Origin of the sequence: Kingella kingae ATCC 23330 (genome assembly GCF_900111845.1) — a bacterium.
Classification (GTDB): domain Bacteria; phylum Pseudomonadota; class Gammaproteobacteria; order Burkholderiales; family Neisseriaceae; genus Kingella; species Kingella kingae.
This window is the reverse complement of sequence record NZ_FOJK01000006.1, coordinates 55,654-80,288: the sequence shown is the minus strand read 5'-3', so window position 1 is coordinate 80,288 and position 24,635 is coordinate 55,654. Positions and strand designations below refer to the sequence as shown.

Annotated in this window: 26 protein-coding genes and 1 tRNA gene; 8 read left to right on the top strand and 19 right to left on the bottom strand. The window is 48.0% G+C overall.

Translation table 11 applies throughout. The features are described 5' to 3' along the window. Positions 1 to 46: 46 nt before the first annotated feature. On the bottom strand, positions 47 to 2,107 hold the full coding sequence (locus BQ5809_RS02430; protein WP_003788351.1) for a capsular polysaccharide biosynthesis protein: 2,061 nt from the start codon (positions 2,105 to 2,107) through the stop codon (positions 47 to 49). 116 nt (positions 2,108 to 2,223) lie between these two features. On the opposite strand from BQ5809_RS02430, the gene BQ5809_RS02425 reads away from it, so the two are divergent. Together BQ5809_RS02425 and murJ are read left to right on the top strand one after the other, a co-directional pair. Continuing rightward, on the top strand, positions 2,224 to 2,556 hold the full coding sequence (locus tag BQ5809_RS02425) for a helix-turn-helix domain-containing protein (RefSeq protein WP_003788349.1): 333 nt from the start codon (positions 2,224 to 2,226) through the stop codon (positions 2,554 to 2,556). Between the two features lie 230 nt (positions 2,557 to 2,786). Continuing rightward, positions 2,787 to 4,322 (top strand): murein biosynthesis integral membrane protein MurJ, encoded by a 1,536-nt coding sequence (murJ, locus tag BQ5809_RS02420; protein WP_026036348.1) that lies wholly within the window; start codon positions 2,787 to 2,789, stop codon positions 4,320 to 4,322. A gap of 301 nt (positions 4,323 to 4,623) precedes the next feature. Here the strand turns inward: murJ and BQ5809_RS02415 are convergent, their stop codons facing one another. The 5 genes from BQ5809_RS02415 to recJ form a co-directional block, all read right to left on the bottom strand. After that, on the bottom strand, positions 4,624 to 5,400 hold the full coding sequence (locus tag BQ5809_RS02415) for a DUF4440 domain-containing protein (RefSeq protein WP_003788346.1): 777 nt from the start codon (positions 5,398 to 5,400) through the stop codon (positions 4,624 to 4,626). Between the two features lie 265 nt (positions 5,401 to 5,665). Continuing rightward, a complete protein-coding gene (locus BQ5809_RS02410; RefSeq protein ID WP_003788341.1) occupies positions 5,666 to 6,715 on the bottom strand; it encodes a metallophosphoesterase in 1,050 nt (349 codons plus the stop codon). Beyond that, on the bottom strand, positions 6,706 to 7,251 hold the full coding sequence (locus tag BQ5809_RS02405) for a gamma carbonic anhydrase family protein (RefSeq protein WP_003788339.1): 546 nt from the start codon (positions 7,249 to 7,251) through the stop codon (positions 6,706 to 6,708). Before BQ5809_RS02405 ends, BQ5809_RS02410 begins: the two co-directional genes overlap by 10 nt. Before the next feature lie 39 nt (positions 7,252 to 7,290). Further along, positions 7,291 to 8,025: a histidine phosphatase family protein gene (locus tag BQ5809_RS02400; RefSeq protein ID WP_003788337.1), complete on the bottom strand. Its 735-nt coding sequence runs from the start codon at positions 8,023 to 8,025 to the stop codon at positions 7,291 to 7,293. A 216-nt stretch (positions 8,026 to 8,241) separates the two neighbouring features. Further along, entirely contained in the window at positions 8,242 to 9,954 is a 1,713-nt protein-coding gene (gene recJ / locus BQ5809_RS02395; RefSeq protein ID WP_003788336.1) for a single-stranded-DNA-specific exonuclease RecJ, read from the bottom strand. Between the two features lie 360 nt (positions 9,955 to 10,314). On the opposite strand from recJ, the gene BQ5809_RS02390 reads away from it, so the two are divergent. The 3 genes from BQ5809_RS02390 (at position 10,315) to tfpZ (ending at position 12,202) form a co-directional block, all read left to right on the top strand. After that, positions 10,315 to 10,812, top strand: a complete 498-nt coding sequence (locus BQ5809_RS02390) for a pilin (RefSeq protein ID WP_003788333.1) — start codon at positions 10,315 to 10,317, stop codon at positions 10,810 to 10,812. Between the two features lie 175 nt (positions 10,813 to 10,987). After that, positions 10,988 to 11,449 carry a pilin gene (locus tag BQ5809_RS02385; protein WP_003788330.1) on the top strand — a complete coding sequence of 154 codons (462 nt, stop codon included), beginning with the start codon at positions 10,988 to 10,990 and terminating at the stop codon, positions 11,447 to 11,449. Between the two features lie 21 nt (positions 11,450 to 11,470). Further along, positions 11,471 to 12,202, top strand: a complete 732-nt coding sequence (tfpZ, locus tag BQ5809_RS02380; protein WP_032827860.1) for a TfpX/TfpZ family type IV pilin accessory protein — start codon at positions 11,471 to 11,473, stop codon at positions 12,200 to 12,202. A 201-nt stretch (positions 12,203 to 12,403) separates the two neighbouring features. Here the strand turns inward: tfpZ and BQ5809_RS02375 are convergent. From BQ5809_RS02375 to rlmD, 7 genes are all read right to left on the bottom strand, one after another. Next, positions 12,404 to 12,479, bottom strand: a tRNA-Asn gene (locus BQ5809_RS02375). Positions 12,480 to 12,532: 53 nt separating this feature from the next. Beyond that, positions 12,533 to 13,423 (bottom strand): metal ABC transporter permease, encoded by an 891-nt coding sequence (locus tag BQ5809_RS02370; RefSeq protein WP_003788327.1) that lies wholly within the window; start codon positions 13,421 to 13,423, stop codon positions 12,533 to 12,535. A gap of 36 nt (positions 13,424 to 13,459) precedes the next feature. Continuing rightward, a complete protein-coding gene (locus tag BQ5809_RS02365) occupies positions 13,460 to 13,852 on the bottom strand; it encodes a pyrimidine dimer DNA glycosylase/endonuclease V (RefSeq protein ID WP_003788325.1) in 393 nt (130 codons plus the stop codon). Positions 13,853 to 13,900: 48 nt separating this feature from the next. Then, positions 13,901 to 14,626 (bottom strand): metal ABC transporter ATP-binding protein, encoded by a 726-nt coding sequence (locus tag BQ5809_RS02360; RefSeq protein ID WP_003791722.1) that lies wholly within the window; start codon positions 14,624 to 14,626, stop codon positions 13,901 to 13,903. Between the two features lie 2 nt (positions 14,627 to 14,628). Then, a complete protein-coding gene (locus tag BQ5809_RS11070; RefSeq protein ID WP_019390092.1) occupies positions 14,629 to 14,787 on the bottom strand; it encodes a hypothetical protein in 159 nt (52 codons plus the stop codon). Between the two features lie 260 nt (positions 14,788 to 15,047). Next, complete coding sequence (locus BQ5809_RS02355; RefSeq protein ID WP_032827827.1) at positions 15,048 to 15,893, bottom strand: mechanosensitive ion channel family protein; 846 nt, start codon at positions 15,891 to 15,893, stop codon at positions 15,048 to 15,050. Positions 15,894 to 15,964: 71 nt separating this feature from the next. Then, a complete protein-coding gene (gene rlmD / locus BQ5809_RS02350) occupies positions 15,965 to 17,266 on the bottom strand; it encodes a 23S rRNA (uracil(1939)-C(5))-methyltransferase RlmD (protein WP_003788320.1) in 1,302 nt (433 codons plus the stop codon). Between the two features lie 231 nt (positions 17,267 to 17,497). Between rlmD and BQ5809_RS02345 the strand changes: the two genes are divergently transcribed. After that, positions 17,498 to 18,409 carry a L,D-transpeptidase gene (locus BQ5809_RS02345; RefSeq protein ID WP_032827826.1) on the top strand — a complete coding sequence of 304 codons (912 nt, stop codon included), beginning with the start codon at positions 17,498 to 17,500 and terminating at the stop codon, positions 18,407 to 18,409. Between the two features lie 106 nt (positions 18,410 to 18,515). Here BQ5809_RS02345 and BQ5809_RS02340 read toward each other — a convergent pair whose 3' ends face one another. From BQ5809_RS02340 to BQ5809_RS02330, 3 genes are all read right to left on the bottom strand, one after another. After that, positions 18,516 to 19,430, bottom strand: coding sequence for a MetQ/NlpA family ABC transporter substrate-binding protein (locus tag BQ5809_RS02340; RefSeq protein ID WP_003791714.1), 915 nt, complete (start codon positions 19,428 to 19,430; stop codon positions 18,516 to 18,518). A gap of 375 nt (positions 19,431 to 19,805) precedes the next feature. Then, complete coding sequence (gene pcnB, locus BQ5809_RS02335; protein ID WP_032827859.1) at positions 19,806 to 21,128, bottom strand: polynucleotide adenylyltransferase PcnB; 1,323 nt, start codon at positions 21,126 to 21,128, stop codon at positions 19,806 to 19,808. A gap of 193 nt (positions 21,129 to 21,321) precedes the next feature. After that, positions 21,322 to 21,687, bottom strand: a complete 366-nt coding sequence (locus BQ5809_RS02330; RefSeq protein ID WP_396326419.1) for a hypothetical protein — start codon at positions 21,685 to 21,687, stop codon at positions 21,322 to 21,324. Between the two features lie 273 nt (positions 21,688 to 21,960). Between BQ5809_RS02330 and BQ5809_RS02325 the strand changes: the two genes are divergently transcribed. Then, positions 21,961 to 22,440, top strand: coding sequence for an FKBP-type peptidyl-prolyl cis-trans isomerase (locus BQ5809_RS02325; protein ID WP_003788307.1), 480 nt, complete (start codon positions 21,961 to 21,963; stop codon positions 22,438 to 22,440). Between the two features lie 185 nt (positions 22,441 to 22,625). Next, entirely contained in the window at positions 22,626 to 23,213 is a 588-nt protein-coding gene (locus tag BQ5809_RS02320; RefSeq protein WP_003788304.1) for a Maf family protein, read from the top strand. 69 nt (positions 23,214 to 23,282) lie between these two features. Here BQ5809_RS02320 and BQ5809_RS02315 read toward each other — a convergent pair whose 3' ends face one another. The 3 genes from BQ5809_RS02315 to BQ5809_RS02305 all read right to left on the bottom strand — a co-directional run bounded on the left by BQ5809_RS02315 (position 23,283) and on the right by BQ5809_RS02305 (position 24,623). After that, a complete protein-coding gene (locus BQ5809_RS02315) occupies positions 23,283 to 23,558 on the bottom strand; it encodes a hypothetical protein (RefSeq protein WP_003788302.1) in 276 nt (91 codons plus the stop codon). A gap of 193 nt (positions 23,559 to 23,751) precedes the next feature. Beyond that, on the bottom strand, positions 23,752 to 24,123 hold the full coding sequence (apaG, locus tag BQ5809_RS02310) for a Co2+/Mg2+ efflux protein ApaG (RefSeq protein ID WP_003788301.1): 372 nt from the start codon (positions 24,121 to 24,123) through the stop codon (positions 23,752 to 23,754). Next, complete coding sequence (locus BQ5809_RS02305) at positions 24,123 to 24,623, bottom strand: phosphatidylglycerophosphatase A family protein (RefSeq protein ID WP_003788299.1); 501 nt, start codon at positions 24,621 to 24,623, stop codon at positions 24,123 to 24,125. The genes apaG and BQ5809_RS02305 overlap by 1 nt, the downstream gene beginning before the upstream one ends. Positions 24,624 to 24,635 lie beyond the last annotated feature (12 nt).

Below are 24,635 nucleotides of genomic sequence, written 5' to 3'. Positions count from 1 at the left end.
ATAAAAAGCAGCCTGCACATTGGATAAACAAGTGCAGGCTGCTTTTTCATCGCCACAACGTCCGCACCAACTGTTGTGCTTTGCCCATTTGTTTGCTTATCCAACTGCGGTGCAGGCTGCTTGCGTTGGCTTGGCGTTTTTGTTGTTGCAGGATTTCAATCGCGGCTAGGGCGTTGATGCGCTGCCCTGTTTTGGGGTGGGCGTAGCTGGGATAGTGTAGCAATGTGCCGCTAATCAGTTGCCACAAGGCTAAACGCTTGCTGCGGCGTGCAATCGGCAATTCGTCTGTGGTTAAGCCCCAGCCTGCGTAAAAGGGTAGCCCATAACAAATCACTTTTTTGCTGCGCAATAGGGCTTCAAATCCTGTGAGCGATGTCATGGTGTGGACTTCATCGCACACGGCAAGACAGGTCAAAATATCTACTTCGGCGGCTTCTTGGTTGGCAAAACGGGCGATATCTTGCGCCGATACGCGCCCAATTCGGTTGCCACTGACGACATCGGGGTGCGGTTTGTAAATAATATACGCATCAGGATTGCGTTCGCGCACGGTTCGCAGCAAATCGGCATTGCGGCAAATTTGGGGCGCACCCAAGCGAATGGACGCATCGTCTTCCACTTGCCCCACCACCAATAACACGGTTTGCGTGGTTTGGATTGTCCAGTTGAGCGGTTTGCCAACGTTGTATTTGCTGATGTTTTGTGCAATCAAAGCAGCCTGCACTTGTTCGGCGAGCGTTTGGTCTTGTGGACTAAATTCGTGGTTTTGTAGCAGCCATTCCAAACGGGACGCTTGCTGTGGGTTGAAATAAATGCCCATGTCGTCCAACACCAGCGATAGCGGTGGTACTAGGTTTGAGCCAAGTCCAACCGAGCGGATAAAGCCGTCTTCCATGCGAATAACTGACCAGCCGCGTTCGTTTGCCCATGCCACGCAATCGGCGTGTTTGTTGCCCCAAACCAGTAATTTAGCGGACAAAGCAGCCTGCGTTTTTTGCAGCGATTTGAAATCGCGCACAAAATGCAATCGGCAAGACGGTGTGTTTAAAAATGGCTTTAACGCGGCTTTTTTCCATGCCGACACGCCCACGCAATAGACATCGCCACGCAATAATTCGTTGTGTTGTCGCGCTTGGATTAGGTGTTGTATCACGTCAAAAATGGTGCCGCGCTCGCCTGTGTTTGGGTTGATATAGCGCGTGTATTGTAAATAGGCGGCGGCGAATAGTTGCAATACGGTGCGCGTGGGGCGGTGCAGGCTGCTTGCTTTGCGGTGGCGGTCATCGGTTTGCCCCCAGCCTGCGTACCAAGTCAAGCCAAAACACACGACTGGTTTGCCACACATTAGTGCTTCAAATCCCATGTGCGATGTGGCGCAATAGACTTTATCTACGCTTTGCAACAGGGCAATCGGGTTGATGTCATCTGTCAAAATGGTGGCGTTTTCGGGCAAGTTGTGCAGCGGTAAACAGCCTGATTTTTTGCCGCTCAACACATCTGGGTGCGTTTTAATCCAAATATCGGCGTGCGGATTTTCGGTGCAGGCTGCTTGCAACATTTGCGCCAAGTTCGCGTCATCAACCAAGCCATAACGCAAACTCATGTCGCCAGCGGTTTGGTCTATGACTAGCACCACGGGGCGCGATGACTGGCGCGGCGGCACGTTGCTGGGCGCGTGATTGTATTTGGATAGCTGCTGCGACACAATTTGCTGCATGGCTTGTTCGGCTTGCGTCCAGTCTATATCGCTGGCGGTTGGGGTTTGCTCAATATAGCGTTGTAGGCGAGACGGGCGCGTGTTGTCGTAATACATACCCAAATCGTCCAGCACCAACGACAAGGGCGGATAACCCTGCACGCCCAATCCCAACGAGCGCAAAAAACCGTCTTCCAATGCCACATACGGCACGTTTAACTGCTCGGCTTTGCGTTGCGCGGATTGAGCGGTCGGACGGTAGCCCCAACCCATGACACAAGCAGCCTGCACTTTTTGGGGGAGGCGTTGTCCAAAGTGCAGGCGATAGTCCGCCAAAAATGCAGACAAATGAGGGATTTTTTGTATGCCACGCGATAGGATTAGGGCGTGGTGATTGTGTTTACTTGTCATACAATGTATTATGATGTTATACTATGTAACAGGATTACTCATGTACACGATTATAGAAACCAGCCGATTTAAAGCAATATCCAACCCAAACAAATCAAACAATTAAAGGGTTAATCATGAATAAACTGCTCAATATGGATGATAAAATCGTAGCTGCCGTGGTGGCAGACGACCCAGATGCCGCCGCCGTTGCCGATGATTTGGCACACTCTCTGCGCGAAATGCAAGCAGGGCAATTTGCGCGTCAAACCGAAATTACCCTGTCGCCCGTAGCACAAACACGGCATCAAACAGGTTTATCGCAAGAAAAATTTGCGGCTTTGTTGGGGATTTCTGCCAACACACTCAAATCATGGGAACAACAACGTCGCCAACCCAGCGGTGCAGCACGAACTCTATTGCATTTGCTGCACAAACACCCAGAATTGGTGCATGAAATTCGCCAGTAACCGAAAAGCAGCCTGTTTACCAAAAGTGCAGGCTGCTTTTTATAGTGAAATGAAATAAAAATAGGACAAGGCGACAACGCTCGCCGTGTGAAATAGCACATAAGGGCGTTGGCAACGCTGTACTATTGCGATTTCATTTCACTATATTTGTTATCGTCCAAGCCAACAACCACATCATTCTACCATTCAATGCTACACTTTCGCCCTTTTGCACCGATTCTATCAACACCATGAACCTACTTTCCGTATTAGCCAAATTAAGCAGCATGACCATGCTCTCGCGCGTGCTGGGTTTTGTTCGCGATGCCGTGTTGGCGCGTATTTTTGGCGCAGGCATGGCAATGGACGCTTTTGTGGTTGCCTTTCGTTTGCCCAACTTATTGCGCCGTATTTTTGCCGAAGGCGCGTTTTCGCAAGCCTTTGTCCCCATTTTGGCAGACTACAAACAAAACCAATCGCCCGAAAACACCCAACAATTTGTGCAATATGTCGCAGGTATGCTGTCGTTTGTTCTGTGCATCGTCACCGCGATTGGCGTGTTGGCAGCCCCCTCCGTGATTTGGCTCACCGCCAGCGGTTTGGCGCAAGACGGCACACGCTTTGATTTGGCTGTGGATTTATTGCGCGTGGTATTCCCCTATATCTTATTGATTTCTCTATCCAGTTTTGTGGGCAGCATACTCAACACATACAGCCAATTTTCCATTCCAGCATTCACGCCTGTGTTGCTCAACGTGTCGTTTATTGTGTTTGCCGTGTTTTTCGTTCCCTATTTTGACCCACCGATTATGGCATTAGGCTGGGCGGTCTTAGTGGGCGGATTGCTGCAACTGGGCTTTCAACTACCATGGCTGTTCAAGCTCGGCTTTCTCAAAATGCCGAAATTGAGTTTTCGCCACGCCGCCGTTAATCGCGTTATCAAACAAATGATACCGTCTATTATCGGCTCATCGGCAGCGCAAATTTCTTTGGTTATCAACACCATATTCGCATCGTATTTGGTCATTGGCAGCGTGTCGTGGATGTATTATGCCGACCGACTCATGGAGCTGCCGTCGGGGGTCATCGGTGCGGCACTTGGCACGATTTTATTGCCCAACCTATCCAAACACGCCGCCGCACAAAATCAAACCGAATTTTCCGCGCTGTTGGATTGGGGTTTACGCCTTTGCCTGTTGCTGATTTTGCCAGCCGCCGCAGGTTTAGCCGTACTCGGATTCCCGCTGGTTGCCACCTTGTTTATGTACAACCAATTTAGTCTGCACGATGCCCAAATGACGCAATACGCCTTGCTGACTTACGCCTTTGGCTTGCCTGCCATGATTATGCCGCGCATTTTGGCATCGGGCTTTTATGCGCAAAAAAACGTCAAAACACCCACCAAAATCGCGCTGATTTCGTTGGCAACCACCCAGTTATTCAACTTACTGCTGGTGTGGCATTGGCAACACATTGGGCTAACGATGGCGATTTCATTGGGCGCGTGGGCGAATGCGACATTGCTGTTTGGCGCATTGTTGGCAAAAGATTTGTACACACCACGCGAAGGTTGGCGGATTTATTTAACGCGCATCGTCATCGCATTGCTGGTGATGAGTGGCGGCTTGTGGGTGATTCAAATCGCGCTGCCAATCAACTGGCAAGCCATGAGCGGCATGGCGCGAGCAGGCGTGTTGGGCGGATTGATTGTGCTGGCGATGATTTTGTATTTTGGCGCACTCATCGCGTTGGGCTGGCGTGTGCGAGAATTGAAACGCACGGAATAGAAATAAAAGTGCAGGCTGCTTTTGACGGTGTTTTTTGCCAATCAAAGCAGCCTGCACTTTAATTAAAGGTAATTAACCCATCAAAGATAATTTTAGATTATATGAACCGCAACAATCTGCACTAATCCACCAATCCACAAAAAGCAGCCTGCACTTTGTTGGTCTTCAAAGTGCAGGCTGCTTTTGTATAGTGGATTAAATTCAAACTAGGACAAGGCGACAACGACCGCCGTGTACAGTTAGTACATAAGGGAGTTGGCAACGCTGTACTAGTTTGAATTTAATTCACTATATTACCTAATTAATGCGTTACAGGTGCAGATGCTTTTTGCGCTTGCTCTGGCATACCAGACGAGTGGTGGCTGGTAATCAACCATTGTTTGCCGTCCCAAGAGTAGGTAAAGCTATAACGCGCCAAAACGCGCTCGCCTGTTTTTTGGTAGGCAAATTCATATAAGCCTGCATCAATCGCGCTGTTGCAACCCACTTGAATGTAGCGTTCTTTGATGCTGCCAACTGGCGATTTTTCTAGGAAGTGTGCAAAGTAATCTTCTTTTTCGGCACGGCTATAACGAATTTTGTCCGATACGGTTGGTAACAAAATAGAATCTGATGCGTAGTTTGCCACTACGGCTGCTTTATCGCCTGTTTGCAACGAAGCATTCCAGCGGTCAAACAAAGCGGCGATTTCGCGGTCGGTTACAGGTTGGCAGGCTTGCTCGCTACCGTGCGCGGTTACGGCAGGCGCAGATGCAGCAGGTACAATCGTTTCTTTAACCACAGGTTGCGTGATTTGTTCGCTTAAAACAGGTGCAGGTTGCACTTCTTGTGGTGGTGCAATGGCAGGTGCTTGCGGTACAGAAGCCACTTCCACTTCTTTGATTTCATCTACTAGCAAAATAGCCACAGGCTCGCTAGCAGGCAAAGTAATGGGCGCAGAGCTGGTGGTGGCTTCGCTTGTCGCTACTTCGCTGGCAGCTGGTGCGGCTACTTTTTTGGGACGCTCGCCTTTGCTGCATGCAGTCAAAGTCAAAACCAAAGCGGTGCTGGTCAATAGTGTGATTTGTTTCAAGTTCATGATTTGCTCCTATGTAGCGGTTGGTGGTGGTTAAACAAAAGTGCAGGCTGCTTTTTATAGTGAAATGAAATCGTAATAGTATAGTGGATTCAATTCAAATTAGGACAAGGCGACAACGCCCGCTGTGTACGCGTGGTACATAAGGGCGTTGGTAACGCTGTACTAGTTTGAAGTGAATTCACTATACTTCGTTGCCAACGTCCTTATGTGCTATTTGCACACGGCGGACGTTGTCGTTTTGTTCATTTCACTGTATGCGGCAGATTCAATTCTCGGTTGTCACAACATCGCCATTATCAAATACCAAAACCCGTTCTGGATAGCGCATGGCAGCCAGTCGATGTTTCGATTGACAAGGGCTAATGTTTTTTTTGCGGTCGCGCCAACGTGCGCCAACCGAAAAATCGATACAAAATACATTGCGTTTTGCGCCATGCCAGCAATGCGATGGCACGGTAAACATATTTACGCGGTGCTTGGCGCGTGTGTGCTGGTTGTCGAAGCTGCGCCAATAGTGTCCCACAATCACAGGGGTAGCATCGTGGTAATCGTCCCACCATGGGTTGCGAATCGAAAAACGCCAACGTCCGCCTGCAAAAAAAGGCTCTTCTGCAATTTTTTCGATGCCGCAAGTGATGGCGCGAATCGGGTGGCGACTGCTGCGATACACATCGTGCTGCGCGGTGGCAGGCAGCATTTTGGGTGTGTGCGAATGGCTTTCTAGCGTGTGGGCGTATTGTTTTTGTTCGTCCAAATAATCGTCATACCACGGTGCGTGTTTGAGACAGCAATGCAGCTCTTCGTCCCATTCTTGACACAATTTTACTATATTTTCATTTTGATTTTCTTGTATTTTTTTGATGACTTCGGGCAGCCAAGCGGCGTGAACAATGCGTAAATCGTGGCGTTGCAACACCAATGGTTGGGTGGCAAGAAATTGTAGGGTTGATGCGTGTTCGGATTCGGGCAGCCTGCACCATGGTGCATAGCTGTGGCTATCGTGTTCGTAGCGGTTGGCAAAAAACCAGCCTGCACCGTCTTTGGCTTCGCCCATGAGCAAATTAAGTTCGTGGTTGCCCAAAACCATATAGGCATTGCCTGCTGCGTGTGCTTGTTTGAACCATGCCAACACGGCGGGCGAATCGGGGCCTCTATCTACTAAATCGCCCACAAAAACGATTTTTCGTCCTTGTGGGTGCTTTCCCGTTGGCGAGTAGCCTAAATAATGCAATAAATTTTGCAGGGCTTCGTATTGACCGTGTATGTCGCCAACGATGTCAAGTGGGGTGTTGGGTAGCGTTTGGATTAAGGGCATAGTGCAGGCTGCTTTTGATATTGGTTCGCCAGTTTAACATAGTGCGCCGATGAATACACAAAATGGCTGCGTTCTGCTTCGGTGAGTGGGCGAATTTGTTGCACGGGCGACCCCATATACAAATAACCACTTGCCAAGCGTTTGCGTGGTGGCACAAGACTGCCTGCACCAATCACGACTTCGTCTTCAATTATCGCATCGTCCAAAATAATGCTGCCCATGCCCACCAACACGCGGTTGCCAATGCGGCAGCCGTGCAGCATTGCCATGTGTCCAATGGTAACGTCGTCGCCAATGATGAGTGGCGAACCTTCGGGCTTGGCATCGTTTTGGTGCGAAACGTGCAGCATGGTCAAATCTTGCACATTGCTGCGTTGCCCAATGTGAATGTGATTGACATCGCCACGAACCACCGCACCACACCACACGGAGCTATCGGCAGACAGCACAACTTGTCCGATAATGGTAGCGGAGTCGTCCACATAAACGGAAGAGTCAATTTGCGGTGTATGATGTAAATAAGCGCGAATGGTCATAGCGTGTTCCTTTTGGGCGATAAAAAGTGTAGGCTGCTTTTAATAAATATGCCCCATGCGTTTGGCACGACTGGCTTCTAGCAAACTTGGACGTCCTTGGCTGCCACGCAAACCGCCATCGCCAATACTGTGGATTTTCCAGCCTTCCGACAGCGAATACGACAAACGCGTCATGCTGGCATTGGGAACGCTTTCATATAGTGTGGACATCGGGTCAATGTTTTTTAAGATGCCTGTAATCGCCATGCCGTGCGACACCACCAAAATGCGTCCTTTTCTGGGGGAGAGACCAATAATCTCGAACATCACGCTGTTCAATCGCGCCAAAAATTCAGATTCGCCCTCGGCTTTGCGCGTCGGGTCGATGCGTGCCAAAGTTTGCGCCAAGCGGTGCAATGAACCATTGCGATAGGCATGAATCCAGTCTTCTACTTTGGCAAAACCGTTTTTTTCTGCCAACAGTTGATGCAGTTCATCGCGATGAGTTTGCTCGAAGCTGCCAAAATTGTATTCGCGCAAGTCTTCAATTTCTTGAATACGCAAATCGGGCTGATTGGTGGTTTGCAACACCAATTGTGCGGTGGTTTTGGTGCGTGGCGATGTGCTGCAAAACGCGGCATCAAATTTAATGCCTGCATCGGCAAAACGCTGTGCCGATTTAACCACATCTGCAATGCCTTCTTCGGTTAAAGGTGAGTCACTCCAACCTTGCACCAAACCTTGTTCGTTTGCTATGGTTTTGCCGTGGCGCATCAAATAAATATCCAAACTCATTTTATTTTCACCTTTATTGTTTGATTTTGTTGATTGTACAGATGCAGGCTGCTTTTGGGTTTCAAAGCAGCCTGCACATATAGTGAATTAAATTTAGATTAGTACAGCGTTGCCAACTCCCTTATGTACTAGCTGTACACGGCAGTCGTTGTCGCCTTGTCCTAATCTAAATTTAATCCACTATAAAAATATTCGTTTTTGAGAATAGCCGTTATTTTAAACTGCTCTTTCCCAATAATCCACATAAAGCTGTAATTCTTGGTTGCCATTCCATTCGTTTACCGTGGGGCGATACACGATGCGGATTTTGTTGGGCAACTCGTCTTCGCATCGCCAAAACATCGCTTCAAATTCGTAGCCATCTTTTTGCAGCCATGCTTTTTTGTGTTTTTGCTCTTTGCCCATGAATTGTTGTCGCACCACGTCAAATTCATCGCTAAACGACGGCGGTGGAAAATTTTGCCCCCACACTTGTCGGTTGATTAAATCGGCTTGTTCCAGCGTGATGTCCGAACCGTGCAGGCTGCCATCGGTCAAATACGTTTGCGACAAAATGTCTTCGTTTACCAAACCTTGCACCACGTCTTCAAACACTTGGCAAAATTCGTCAAAACGATGTTTGCGTAGGGTTAAACCAGCCGCCATCGCGTGTCCGCCAAATTTCACAATCATGTCGGGGCAACGCTTGGCAACCATATCCAAAGCATCGCGCAAATGCAAACCTGCAATGGAACGCCCCGAACCGCGCAATTCGCCATCGTCAGACGGTGCAAACACAAACACAGGGCGATAAAAACGGTCTTTTAGGCGACTTGCCACAATGCCGACCACGCCTTGATGAAATTGCTCGTGATACACCGACAGCGTGGTTTGGCTGCTAGGCAACACATCGGGACACAATGCCAACACTTCTTGCAACATGCCTTGTTCGATTTCTTGGCGCGTTTGATTGAGTTGATTCAACTCGCTGGCGATTTGTTGCGCGTAGGGTAAGTTGTCCGACAACAAACACGAAATCCCAATGCTCATATCGTCCAAACGCCCAGCAGCGTTAATGCGCGGCCCGAGCGCGAAGCCCATATCAAACGGCTGGGCTTTGCGTGTGTCGCGCCGTGCAATTTCAAACAAAGCGCGTATGCCGTGCGACATTTTGCCAGCCCGAATGCGCTTTAAGCCTTGCGACACCAAAATGCGGTTGTTGTGGTCTAGCGGCACAACATCGGCAACCGTTCCCAATGCCACCAAGTCCAATAAGTTGCCCAAATTCGGTTCGGGCAAACCTGCTTGTTGAAAATAGCCACGCGAACGCAGTTGGGCGCGTAATGCCATTAACACATAAAAAATCACGCCCACGCCAGCCAAACTTTTGCTGGGGAAGTCGCAACCGCGTTGATTCGGGTTCACAATAATGCAATCGGGAACGCTGCTGCCTGCGGTGTGGTGGTCGGTAACCACCGTGTCTATGCCCAATGCTTTGGCGCGCGCTACGCCTTCTTGGCTGGAAATGCCGTTATCTACGGTTAAAATCAGTTGTGCGCCCATTTGCGCGGCAATGTCGGCAAGTTCTGGCGTTAAGCCATAGCCGTGCTCAAAACGGTTGGGGACAAAAAAATCCACCACCGCGCCCATGTTTCGCAAGCCTTTGATGCCAACCGAACAGGCGGTTGCACCATCGGCATCGTAATCGGCAATAATCAGAATTTTTTGGCGTTGTTCTATTGCCGTTGCCAAGCGTTCTGCTGCGGCTTCGCAATTTTTAAGCTGCGTATAAGGAATGAGCTGCGACAAGCTATCGCCCAATTCATCGACAGATTGAACGTGTCGGGCGGCATAAAGTTGTGCCAACAACGGCGGCGTGCCAGCATTTTGCAAAGCAGCCTGCACTTCGGCAACGACTGGGCGTGTGGCGATTTGTTTGGTGTGGGACATATATATAATAATGTGTAGCAAAAAATGGGGTTGCGTGGCAATTCATTTCCTATTCCAAAGAATAGGAAACAAATTGCAGGCTTCAATCAGCGCGCCATTTTAAAACAAAACACACAGAAAATGACAAAAAACGGCAGATTGATAAGCGAATCGCGCCCAAATTGACGTTTGTGCGACTGACAAAAAAAGGCAGTTTAATAAAATACTATTAAAAAACAAAAAGATAAAAAACAAAAAACAAATGGCACGCGCTCTGCTACCAAGTAAGACAAGTAACATAGCTTAATGAGTTCTACGGTACGGCGAGTTAAGCATCTTTCTTTTTTTAAACAGTACCACTTTTATTTTTGGAGATAAAACATGAAAACTATGCAAAAAGGTTTCACATTAATCGAGTTGATGATTGTAATCGCTATTATCGGTATTTTGGCTGCGATTGCATTACCAGCTTACCAAGATTACACTGCACGTGCACAAGCAACTGAAGGTTTCAAAATGACTTCTGGTTTGCAAACTGACATCGGTGTGTTCACAGCAGACAAAGGTCGTTTGCCAACTACTTCCGACTTGGGTAGTGATAGTTTGGCTAAACCATTGGCAGATGCAGCTCAAGCATTGGCTGGTAAATACGTGACCAAAGGTGGTGTTACAGTGGCAGACAAAGGTGTTATTAGCATTACCTTTAATAGCAACGGTGCTAACGATGGTAAAACTATGAAGTTGACGCCTAGCTTGAATGCAGACAATGGTCAAATCACTAAATGGGTTTGTGCTGGCGGTTCAGGTAAAGCTTTGGAAGCTAAACGCTTGCCATCTAGCTGCCAAGAAGGCGCTGCTGCTACTAATTCAGGTAATTGATTAATTAAATCTTGTATTGCAAATAAGCCAAATCAATCCAAATGGGTTGGTTTGGCTTTGTAAGAAAAGCCCCTTTTTTAAGGGGCTTTCGGCATATTTGCTTAATGACTATTCACTCTAAACTTTAATTAGCATAATTATTCAGCATAACATCATAAAACACGGGGGAATTCACATGAAACAAAATGGTACACAAACAGGCTTCACACTCATAGAATTGATGATTGTGATTGCCATTATTGGGATTTTGGCAGCCATTGCTTTGCCTGCGTATTCCAATTATGTGGCACGCGCTCAATTGGCAGAGGGCTTTAAGCTAACTGAAGGTTTGCGTAATGACATTGCGGTGTGGGCAGCAGAATATAAAGCCTTTCCCGATGCCGATGCAGTGAGCAGCACGGGGTATTTGGGCTCGCAAGCCAATAGTTTAAACGGAAAATATGTTGCTAAACACGGGGTGAGTATTGCTCCTACCACAGGTGTGATTACAGTTCAATTTGATGCAGGTGGCAATGCAGGTAAAACCTTAACTTTAACGCCAACACTCAACAAAGACCTTGATGAACAAATTATTTATTGGGTGTGCAGTGGCACGGTGGAAAAAGATCGCTTGCCTTTGTCGTGTCAAACAAATTAATTATTTATAATGAATAAAAAAATGTCATTCAGAGTTCGCGCTTTTGTCATTCATTTGATTTTGTCTTTTTTGATTGCGGCCATTTCGGCTGCCATCGTGTTTTTATTGTGGCACCCTGCACCGCTTGCCAAGGCGGTGGGGGTGACGCATATTTTTTTATTGATGCTGGGTGTGGATGCAACTTTGGGGCCATTGCTGACTTTGGCGGTGGCAAAAGAGGGCAAAAAATCGTTGAAGTTTGATTTGTCGGTGATTGTGCTGGTTCAAATTGCCGCTTTGGTTTACGGTTTGCATAGCATCACGGTTAATCGTCCTGTGTATATGGTGTTTGACAAAATCCGCTTTGATTTGATTCAGGCTGCCGATGTGTCAGATGAATCGTTGGCAAAGGCGCAGGCTCCGTTTAATACATTGGGCTGGGGTTCGCCCAAATGGGTGGCGGTGCAACCAGTCAAAAATGATGAAGAGCGCAATCAACGTCTAACCAAAGAATTGCAAGAAGGCATATCGCCAGCCATGCAGCCCCATTTTTATACCGATTTGAACACGCAATGGGTGGGCATCAATACCGAAAGCCAAGCGTTGAGTGATTTGAATAAAACAAATCCGCCCGATGTGGTGGCAGCAGTTTTGCAAAAATATCCGCAAGCCGATACATTTTTGCCACTCAAAGCCTATGAAGTGGATATGACAGTTTTGCTGGATAGTAAAAACAAGCAAGTATTGGGTGTAGTGGATTTGCGCCCGTGGTAGTTTTAAGATAGATAAAAAGCAGCCTGCATTTTTGGGATTGATTTTCCAAAAGTGCAGGCTGAATGCTTTGCAAAAGGAGAATGATAAACCCTGTCCTTACTAATATAAGGATGTTTGGGTTTGCAAAAGTTTCAGGTTGGCTTTTACGTATACAAAAAGAAGCACGGCTAGTTAGACATTTATCTAACTAGCCGTTTTATTTGGCTCCCCGAACTGGGCTCGAACCAGTGACCTGCGGATTAACAGTCCGTCGCTCTACCGACTGAGCTATCAGGGAATAAGCTGCGCATTATAAATGCAATTTGAAATTGTGTCAATCAAAAATGTAGATTATTTTATTGTTGCGTTGATTTTTTTGTGTTTTTTTCTGAAAAATTTAATCAAAATGCCGCTGTTTGCGCCAAATAGCACTGAAATTAAGTACCAAAGTCCGCAAAATAAAATAATGGTCGGGCCAGATGGTATGTTGGCTGGGTGGTGGTAGGACAGTAATAAGCCTGCGTAACCGCACACCAACGCGCCTGCTGCGGCAACTAGCATCAAGCGACCGATGCTTTTAACCCACAATCGGGCGGAAATGGCTGGCAGCATCATCAAGCCAACCGACATGAGCGTGCCGAGTGCTTGAAAGCCTGCGACCAAATTCATCACCACCAGCACCAAAAAGGCGATGTGCCACAAACCGCCACGTCCACGCACGGCGCGTAAAAATAGGGGGTCGATGCTTTCTAGCATGAGCGGTCGGAACATGATGGCAAGTGCCACAATGGTCAAACTGGCAACCGCGCCCATGAGTTGCAGCGAAATTAAATCGACCGCCAAAACCGAACCGAACAATAAATGCAGTAGTTCTACGCTGTTGCCATTTAGGCTGACCAAAATCACGCCAATCGCCAAGCTGCTTAAATAGAATGCAGCAAAATTGGCGTCTTCTTTGAGTTCGGTGAAGCGGCTGACCAAGCCCGCGAAAAATGCCATCAACATACCTGCGATGAAGCCGCCCAAACTCATGGCGGGCAGGCTTAATCCTGCAATCATGTAGCCGATTGCTGCACCTGGCAACACGGCGTGGCTGAGTGCGTCGCCAATCAAACTCATGCGGCGCATCACCAAAAACACGCCCACTGGTGCGGCGGATAGGGCAAGAAAGACGACCGATGCTAGGGCGTATTTCATAAACGAAAATTCGGTAAATGGGGCGATTAGGTATTCGTGTAACATGATGACGGGTCGCAATAAAAAAGTGCAGGCTGCTTTTTAGCGCAATGGTGTTTGATGGGGCGTAAAACGGGCTTTTTGTGGCATGCGTTCGGCAATGCGTTCGCGGTTGATGGCAAGCGCGATTTCGGTGGGCGTGTAGTCTTGCCACAGCTCTGGATTGCTGGGTAGCTGTTCTGCCCAACGGTTTTGTACGTTGAATCCGCGCGCCAAGCATTCTTCGTGTAGCAAGGCGTATCGTTTTTGCAAAAAGCGCAATTTGTTGAAGAAAAATCGTACGTGTCCTTCGCCGAGTTTGTAGTCGGCGGGTTGCCCTACAAGGCTAAATTTACCTTTGGCAACGGCATTGGGAATGCGTGTGAGTTCGCGATGTTCGGCAAGCAAATGTTGGTCGCACAATTCGGTGGGCGGAACAAGATTGATTCGGGTCATGGGAATTCTTTTTTTGGTTGATTTATAGTGCAGGCTGCTTTTGTCGATTTAAGTGGCGCACCACGCATCGTCTTCGGCAGATTGGGCAAGGGCGTTGGCTTTGAGCAATAATTCATCGCACAACACGTCTTCGGTTTTGCCGCTGGCGACTTTTTCTCGGGCGATTAACAGGGTGTTTGGGAAATAGGCGCGGACTTGTTCGTAATCGTGCAGCACGGCAATAATGGCTTTACCTTGTTGATTTTCTTGGCGCAATATTTCCAATAGGGCATAGGTGGTTTTGGCATCTACGGCGTTGAACGGTTCATCTAGCAGCAAAAATGGGGCGTTTTGCACCAGCATTCGGGCGAGTAAAACGCGCTGGAATTGTCCGTTGGACAGCTCGCCAATGCCGCGTTCGGCAAATTCGCCCATTTCTACGCGATTCAAAGCAGCCTGCACTCGTTGGCGTTGGCTGCTGGATATGCAACCAAAAAAGCCGATTTCATACCACAAACCCATGGCGGCGAGTTCAAACACCGTCATCGGTTGCGACCTATCTACATCGGACTGTTGCGGCAAATACGCCAAGTCTTTGCGTTGCAGATTTTGCCAATGCACCGCGCCTGTGCTGCATCGCAACAAGCCCATAATGGCTTTGAGTAGCGTGGATTTGCCTGCGCCGTTTGGGCCAAAAATCGCATACATACAACCGCTTGGGAACGTCATATCCACATGATGCACGGCTGGGCGCGATTGATAGCTCACGGTTAAATTGTCAATCACAATGTTCATGATTATTGCGCCTCGGTTTGTGTTGGGGTTTCTGGCTGGAATAAGTCGTTGGGGCTGGCAACCGCCCATGCATAGACGCTCCATAGTGCGATGAGAACGATGGTGGCGAGCAAAAGTCGCTGGGTCAATCCTGTTAGCAATAAAGAAAAACGCGGTTTCATGTGCAGGCTGCTTTCTGATTAAAAGGGCGCATATGATACGATATAACAATTTTTGCAGCAATGTTATAGTGGATTAGATTTAGATTAGGACAAGGCGACAACGACCGCCGTGTATAGCTAGTACATAAGGGAGTTGGCAACGCTGTACTAATCTAAATTTAATTCACTATACATGATGCAACATGACGCAATGCTTGATTTAGTTTAATGAAACAAAGTGCAGGCTGCTTTTGCGCGATTTCAAAAGCAGCCTGCACTTTTTATGACAAATTAGCACGATTAAGCAAGCGATATTGCACGCGAATAAACTCGTCCAGCACCGCTTGTTGCGTTTCCAGCCGTTTGTTTACGGGCGATGCAAACCGAATGACCAAGCGATACACTTTGTCGTCAAACGGAACGCGGCTAATGCGAGCGCGTGCGGCTGGTGTGATAAACAGTTGCTGCACTTGCAAGGCTTCCAAATAGTCGGCGATTTGCTCGGCATATGGCTCGCAATGCTGGTTGAGTACGTTCATTAAATTCGGCACGATTTCGTCTGAATCCAGCGTAATCGGCACGGGAATGTCAAACGTATGCACGACATATTGTCCAAAAATATTGTCGCGATGCACCACATGGCTCAATAGCAAACTATTGGGGAATGATAGCGTTTTGCCTGATAGCTGCCCCAGTAGTGGGTTTGGGCCAATTTCCATCATCAAGGTGTTGAACAAATTGATGTCTATTACCCTGCCGCGAAAATGGTGGATTTCAATGTAATCGCCCACCGAATATTGTTTGGTGGTAATGCGGATTAGGCTGCCCGATAGGCACATAATCAATTCTTTGGTGGCGACGACGGTTGCCGCTGCCAACGCAACCATAGACAGCGCGAAGGTTTGAATCTGGCTCGCCCAAATCAGGAATAATGTTAATAGAATCAAAAATAAAGTAACGTTGCGGCTAAACACCAACACGCGGCGTTTGGCTTCAATCTCCCAATCGGCATGACGGCGCAAATATAGGCGCAACAGCATGGAACGCGCTGCCAACAAGACAGGCGGCAATACCAGCGTATAAACCCATTCGCGTGGCAGGGGAATGTTTTGCAGCAAATCTATCATATGAAAATCCTTTAAATTGAAGTGCAGGCTGCTTTTTTTGTGTGATTTTAAAAGCAGCCTGCACATTTAAATCACCCATTTAAATCAAACACCGCCATCGCTTCCACATGCGCCGTGTGCGGAAACAAATTCATAATTCCAGCCGCGCTAAACCGATAGCCCTTGCCCACCAGCACCGCCGCATCTCGCGCAAACGTAGCAGGGTTGCACGACACATACACAATCCGCTTGGGCAAATACGGCGCATGCAAAGCCTGCACCACCGCATACGCCCCTGCGCGTGGCGGGTCAAGCAGCATTTTGTCAAAATAACCCAGTTGTTCAATGGTTTGTGGCGTGGTGTCAAACAAATCCGCTGTAGAAAATTCAATATTGTGCAAACCGTTTTGTTGCGCGTTGTGCGTGGCGCGTTGCGTTAAAAAGTCCGCGCCTTCTATGCCGATGACTTGTGCGCCGCTGCGTGCAATCGGCAGCGTAAAGTTGCCCAATCCGCAAAATAAATCGGCAATGCGTTCGTGTGCTTGCGGTTGCAGCAGGCGTATGGCGCGAGAGACCATGACTTCGTTCATCGGCAAGTTAATCTGCGTGAAATCGCCCACGCGAAACGGCATGTGTAAGCCAAATTCGGGCAGCGCGTAGCTCAATTCGGGCGCGGTTTTTGGGGCGATGGCTTGTGCTGGGCGTTTACCAATTTGCTGCCAAATTTGCCATTTGCCTTGCGATTGCAGGCTGCTTTGCATTTGGGCGACTTCGTTGGCTGGCAAAGGCTTATCGGCAGCAATGTTCAACACCGTGATGTGGTCGCCAGCCAAAATATCCACATGCTGCATACGAATTTTGGGCGCAGCACGATGAATCGCTTGCAAACCAGCGCGAATCGTGTGCAGGCTGCTTGAAATGCGTTCGGGCAGCACCGCGCATTGCGAAATTGGCACGATTTTTTTGCTGCGTTTGGCTTGATAACCGATTTGCACTTCGCCAGCCCAATCCAGCGAAATCGCCAAGCGCGTGCGGCTGCGATAATGCCACGCCGAGCCGTAGATTGGCGGCAATAATTGTTCGGGCTGCACTTTGCCGATGCGTTGCAGTTGTTCTTCAAACACGCGCTGTTTTGCCGCCACTTGTGCGCTAAATTCCAAGTGTTGCAGGGCGCAGCCGCCGCAATTGCCATAATGTGGACACGCTGGTTCGCGGCGATAGGGCGATGACTGCACAATGCGTTGCGCGTGGGCAAGGGCAAAACTGCCTTTGTCTTGCATGATGGCGATGTCGGCGACTTCCAACGGCAGCGCGTTTTCCACAAAAATCGTTTTGCCGTCCACACGCGCCACACCGCGCCCTTCGTAGTCAAGAGAATGAATAATGGTTTGCATAGTTGGGTATTCGTGAGTTGATTAAAATAAAAATGAGACAAGGCGACAACGACCGCAGTGTACGATAAGTACATAAGGTCGTTGGCAACGCAGTATCATTGCCATTTTAATTAACGATAGTTGTTTTTTTACAACCGTTGCAGGCTGCTTTGATAAGGTGGCGACTATTTTCGCATAATTCAAAAAGCAATTCAGGTATGATGCAGTTTTTGTTTTGCTGACTTTATGATTATGAAAAAAATGATGTTTGCCGCACTAGCCTGCTCTTGGGCATGGGCGCACGCTGCACAAATCATTCCCGTTCCTGATGTTGCCCCCGATGCCGAAGGGCAATATGTCGTGATTAACGTCCCACAACAACGCCTGTTTTTGTACAACAACGGACGTTTGCAAAAAGTCTATCCTGTTGCCGTGGGCAAAGCGATGACGCAAACCAATTTGGGCGAGCATCGCATTGGCGCAAAAGCGTTTAATCCCACTTGGCACATTCCACTTTCTATTCAACGTGAACGTGGCGACGGTGTCAAAACCGTGCCACCTGGCCCAAGCAATCCGCTAGGCCCAGTGTTTGTGCGTATGGGTGACCCAAAACTCGGCTTGGGCATTCATGGTACAAGCAATCCTGGCAGCGTACCAGGTGTGGCGAGCCACGGTTGTGTTCGCATGAAATCGCCCGATGCGCTGGAATTTGCGCGTACCATTCGCACAGGCTCAACCGCATTGGTGAGCTACGAAATGGCAGCGTTGAATCAAGATGGCGCAGGCAATTTGTGGCTTGCCGCATTCAAAGACCCGTATCGCAAAAACAATTTGCGCGTTAATGCTTTAAAACAAAGCATTCAAGCATGGGTGCAAGCACACGGCAAAACCATTGCCGCCAGCAAAATCGACGCCATTGTGAAAGCACGCGCAGGCAAACCTGTTTGCTTAACGTGTGGCACAGGGCAAAATCGCATTCAGGGCGATTTGATTTCTGTGGCTTGGAACAGCGGTTCGCACGAATTGACGTTGGCAAAAGGCGCACGTTCTAGCGTTGAGTTGGTAAAAGATGAAGTGTTGCCAGACGGTGCGGAAATTGAAATTGATGCTGATGACACGTCAATTACGTTGCCGCAATTTAAGGCTTCTTCGGTGTTTGATTAGCCGCAAGGTGTGCCGTTGAATCCGACTAATCCATAACATAAACAAGACAGAGCAGCCTGCACTTTTTGTTGATTGAAAAGTGCAGGCTGCTTTTTAATCGCCCAAATTATTTCGCGCCAGATGCAGTAGATGCGGCAGATGCTTCTGCTTTGGCATTGGCAACGCTGCCTTCGCCCCAAGCGGCTGGGAATTTGTAGCCCACAAATTTGGTGTGAGCATACGATTTAAATTCGTCCGAATTGTAGGCATCGGTAACGTCTTTAACCCATTGGCTGTCTTTGTCGGCGGTGCGCACGGCTGACCAGTTCACATACGCAAAACTTGGCTCTTGGAACAGCGTTTCGGTCAATTTCATGCCGCTAGACATCGCATAGTTGCCGTTCACAATCGCAAAATCTACGTCTTGACGGCTGCGTGGCAAGTTCGCCGCTTCCATTTCTACCAGTTGGATATTTTTGGTGTTTTCAGCAATGTCGGCTTTGCTGGCTTTGAGTGGGTCAATGCCGTCTTTCAATTTAATCCAGCCCAAATCGTTGAGCATAACCAAAGCGCGAGCAAAGTTAGACGGGTCGTTTGGCACAGACACGCTCACGCCGTCTTTTACTTGGTCAAGCGCGGTCAATTTGCCGCCATACATACCCAAAGGTGCGGTCGGTACTTGGAATGCTTCTACCAAATCCAATTTGTGTTCGGCTTTGAAGCTGTCCAAATAAGGCTTGTGTTGGAACACATTGATGTCAATCGCGTTTTCCGCCAAGGCTTTGTTAGGCGTAACGTAGTCTGGGTATTCGGTTACGGTTACTTTGTAGCCTTTTTTCTCCAAAATCGCTTGAATGCTTTCGCGTACTTGGTCGCCAAAATCGCCTGGGGTAACGCCAAAGCGGATTTCAGTTTTTTCTACCACAGGTGCTGCGCCTGCTTGGCTGCCTGCGGCTGGGGCTGCGGCTTCTTTTTGTCCGCCACAAGCCGACAATGCCAAAGCAATCACGCCTGCTAACGATAATTTGAATGCTGTATTCATTTGATTCTCCATAAAAATAAATGGGCTAGTGTAGATTAGCCCTGAATATTATTAGGGTGTGTTGATATGTGTAATTGTATATAGTGAATTAAGTTTAGATTAGTACAGCGTTGCCAACTCCCTTATGTACTAGATGTACACGGCAGTTGTTGTTGCCTTGTCCTAATCTAAATTTAATCCACTATATTAATCATATCAACACGCCTTACCACTACGCAAAATGTTAAGTTGCTTTTAGTGTGCCAAAGTTAAAGCAAAACGCGCATTCTTTCAAGAATCAAGCGATAGATTTTTGGGGTTAAATCTACGGCACTTCGTAGAACGAGCGTTGCTTTTAAAATTGAAAAAAGCAGCCTGCACTTTTATTCGCCCGATTTATTCCGCTGTTTTGGGCTTTTTCTTACGCGGTTTGCGCTTGCGTTTTTTGCTGCTACCAGCCGTATTGTCGGGCGCGGTGTTTGCCATTTCTTGTCGTTCGTCTTTGCCAGCACGTTGGAATCGCGTCCACCAATCGGCTAATTCGTGCAGGCTGCTTTGCGATTGGGCGCGAAGTAGCAAAAAGTCATACGCGGCACGAAAGCGAACTTGCGCCAACAAGCGAAACGGTCGTCCACCACGGCGGTTTTCAAAATGCGGTTGCAGCAGCCAAATTTCGCGCATGGTTGCCGAAAAGCGTTGTGGCACGCCCCAGCCGTGTTCCATTTCATCGCGCAATTGGTTTACCGCAGCCATCATGGCGGCAACTGTGCCTTTGCCGTACGCCAATTCTTTTTGCCAATAGATATTTAATTCGTCCCAAAACAAAGCCGCCAAAATGAAGCCCACCGACACGGATTGTCCGTTGCGTAATCGTTCATCGGTTTGCTGCAAGGCGGGGACGCACATGTGCAGGCTGCCTGCTTGACTGGCGTGCAACATGGCGGTGAGCATGGGGTGAATCGGGATATTTTGTATGCCCAACACATGAAATTGCTGCAAACAGCCCGAAGCGTTGCCCGAAAACAAAATTTTCATCAATTCGTCAAACAGGCGCGACACGGGTTCTTTGCGTAACAAAACCACGCATTCGGCAAGTGGCGCGGCGGTGTTGGCCTCCACTTCAAAGCTCAGTTTGCCAGCCAGCCGAATGGCGCGGAGAATGCGCACAGGGTCTTCCATATAACGCGCTTTTGGGTCGCCAATCATAACCAAACGCCGCGCCTGAATGTCGTTTACGCCTTGATGAAAATCTAGTACTTCTTGGCGAAAAATGTCGTAATACAGCGCGTTGCAAGTGAAATCGCGACGATGCGCGTCTTGCTCCACCGTGCCATAGGCAACGTCTTGCATAATGCGTCCATCGGCATTTTGTTTGACTTTGCCACCGCTGCGAAAGGTGCTGACTTCAATCGTGTCGCGCCCAATCATCACATGAACAATCGGGAAACGTCGCCCAATCACGCGACTGCGTTTAAACAGACGATACACTTGTTCGGGCGTGGCGTTGGTGGCAACGTCAAAGTCTTTCGGTTCAACGCCCAGCAGCAAATCGCGCACCGCACCGCCCACCAAATAGGCTTCAAAACCTGCTTGATGCAAATCGCGCAATACTTTTTCGGCAGCGTGATGCACAGGCAACACCAAATGATGTCGCGCCACCGCATCGGCACGTCGTTTGCGCCGTTTGGGTAGCATATTGTCTAACCATTTTTTTAACATCGTTTTATGGATACTTTCTGTATGGTGCACGGTCAAAAACCAGCTTTGCAAAGCAGCCTGCAATCAAACCGCTTTGCAAAGGTTTCTGCGCGTACACTTTTAACTGTTCAAATAAAAATTTTAGGGCTGAATACAAAGTGTATTCAGCCCTAATGCTCAATGCAAGCGCATCAAGCGATTGTGTTGATGCTGATTATTTTGCAACCGCAGAAGCAGCAGACGCAGCAACTGCTTCAACAGTAGAAGCAGCTTCTTCAGCCGTAGCTTGTACAGTAGAAGCAGCTTCAGTCATCGCAGCTTGTGCAGAAGAAGCCGCTTCAGTCATAGAAGCTTCAGCCGCAGATGCAGCAGACGCAGTTTCAGCCACAACGGCAGAAGCAGCAGATGCAACCGCTTGTTGAGTTTGAACCGTTTTTTCGCCGCCGCAAGCAGCAACGAACAAAGATAATAAAGCAGCAACAGCCAATGATTTTTTCATGATTTTTAAACCTTGTAAGTTATGTTGTAGAAATAAAAAAATGACAACTGTTTTTCGTTTTATTATCAAAACAACAGTCATCGGTAGCAGAACTTTGTAATTCTGCACGAAATTTTTTTTGAATGCAATTGCTACTTTGTGTTTGTTGCGCTATTTTATCAAAAAACAAATCAAACAACTGATTATAAATGTTATTTTTTTATTTGCACCTATCAAAAAAAGCATTTTTTCTGAACTTTATCATGTAAGGCTAAATGGTTGAATTAACAAAAAACATACATCAAAAAAATGGCGTTATGTTACAATCCTTGCCCTTGCAGCCAAGGCTGTCCATTTGAAACGAAGGATATTTTTATGAGCATTAAAAAGAACTCTGTGGTGACTTTGCACTACGAAATGTTTGATGCAGACAACAATTTGCTAGACAAAACCGTTGAGCCGATTGAATATTTGCACGGCGGCTATGACGGCATTTTCCCTTTGGTGGAAGAAGCCTTGCACGAGAAAAACGTGGGCGACACGGTGGACGTGTTGATGCAGCCCGATGACGCATTTGGCGAACAAGAGCCAGAATTGGTGCGTATTGAAGATTTGTCGGTGTTCCCTGTGGAAGTAGAACCTGGCATGATGTTTGAAGCGGACGACCCTGAACACGGCGGCATCATTATTTATCGCGTGACTGACGTGGCGGACGGCAAAGCGGTGGTGGACGGCAATCACCCATTTGCAGGCATGAAAATCCGCTTTAAAGCGACTGTGGAAGCGGTGCGCGATGCAACTGCGGAAGAAATCGCGCATGGCCATAGCCATGGGGCGCATGGTCATCATCACTAAATTAATAGTTGATTAAAATGGCAACGATACTGCGTTGCCAATGTACTTATTGTACACGGCGGGCGTTGTCGCCTTGTCTCGTTTTTATTTAAATCAACTATATAAAAAATAAGTGCAGGCTGCTTTTTGAGCGATTCAAAAGCAGCCTGCACTTTTTATCACGCAAATAAACAAAAGGATTTTTTATGACTACGCTGATTTTGGCATCGGGCAGCCCACGCCGCCGCGAGATTTTGGAAAACTTGGGCTACACCGTGTGCAGGCTGCCTGCGGATATTGACGAAACGCCACGCCACAACGAATCGCCCCACGATTATGTCTTGCGTTTGGCGTGTGAAAAAAATCGCACCATTGCTGCCACGCGCCAAGATTTGCCGATTGTGAGCGCAGACACCAGCGTGGTGTTGAGCAATGAAATCTTGGGTAAACCCGAATCGACCGAACACGCTGAACAAATGCTGCTGCAATTATCGGGCAAGGCGCACCAAGTTTTGACAGGCGTTTGTGTGTCGTGGCAAGGCAAAGAATTGAGCGTGGTGCAGGCAAACGAAGTATTCTTTAAGCCATTGAGTACACAAGAAATTCGCCAATATATTGCCACAGGCGAGCCAATGGATAAAGCGGGGGCGTATGGCATTCAGGGTTTGGCGAGCGTGTTTATTTCGCATTTGTTGGGCAGTTTTTCGGGCATAATGGGCTTGCCTGTGTTTGAAACGGTGCAGATGTTGCGAGAGTGTGGCGTGGGTTTGCCTGCGTTGGATTGCGCAATTTGAGTGAGGAATAAAAAGCAGCCTGCACTTTAAATCAACAAAAAGTGCAGGCTGCTTTATCATTTGCGCGAATTATTTGGCTTTTTTAGCCGCTTGTTTTTCCAATACAGTAAAGCGATTGACTAAATGGTTGTGCAACAAATCGCGTTTTTCCCAAAAAAAGGTTTGGAATTTAGCAAGCGAATAGATTTTTTGTACCATTTTTGGGAAGCCGCCGTGCAACATGGTGGCGATTTGTGCGCTATGGCTTTCGGTGTCCATCGCGTCTTTTAGGCTCAAATTGTGTTGCGCCAAATATTCATCTACTTGTTTTTTCGCGTAGTTGTTGATTTCAAATTGGTTAATCATGTTTGTTTCCTTTGGTTGGTTACATAAAGATAAAGTTAATCTAGCTAATTGCGTGCCAGCTTATAGTGAAGTGAAATAAAAATGAGACAAGGCGATAACGCTCGCCGTGTGCAAATAGCACATAAGAGCGTTATCAACGCAGTATCATTGCAATTTCACTTCACTATTAAAAGCAGCCTGCATCTTATGATGATTACTGCGGCAAAATATCCGACTTCAATTCAAAGCGCGGAATCACCACTTCGATGCGTCCGCCCCAGCTCGTTTCAAATTCGTATTGCCCTTCCATGCTACCCCAAGGCGTGTCGAGCTGTGTGCCGCTTTGGTATTCAAAACAATCGCCCGAATACAAAGTCGGCTGTTCGCCCACTACGCCTACGCCGTGTACATTTTCTATGTTGCCACAAGCGTCGGTAATTTTCCATGTTCGGGTGCGGAGCGTGATGATTTCATCGCTGCGGTTTTCAATCTTAATTTTGTAGGAAAACGCAAATCGGCTTTGTATGATGTCGCTGTCGGCGGCGCGATATTGCGGTGTAACGTGAATCAAAATATTGTGTTCCATTAGCTTATCCAAATGATGATGTACAAGACGATAATCGTCATGATGGCGGCGATGATGTCGTCTAGCATCACGCCCAATCCGCCGTGTACTTTTTGGTCAAACCAACGAATCGGCGGTGGTTTTAGCGCGTCAAATAGGCGGAACACGATAAACGCTAAACTCCAACAGCCCAAGCCTTGCGGAATGCACGCTAATATCAACATCATGGCGACGATTTCGTCCCACACAATGCCGCTGTAATCGTGTGTGCCGAGTGCTTGTTCGGCTTGATTGCAAATCCAGATGCCCAGCGCAAATAGAGGTAGGCACAATAAGCCCAATGCCAGCTTGCTCATGCCTGAGCCGAGCAGTAAACCTGCAATAAACAAGGCGGGCAATGTGCCAAATGTGCCTGGGGCTTTGGGGGCGAGTCCTGTGCCAAAGCCAAAGGCGACAAAGCACACGGGGCGTTGCCATAGCCATGCGAAAGTGGGTTGAATGGTGGGTGGGATTTTGGTCATGATGTAGATGAA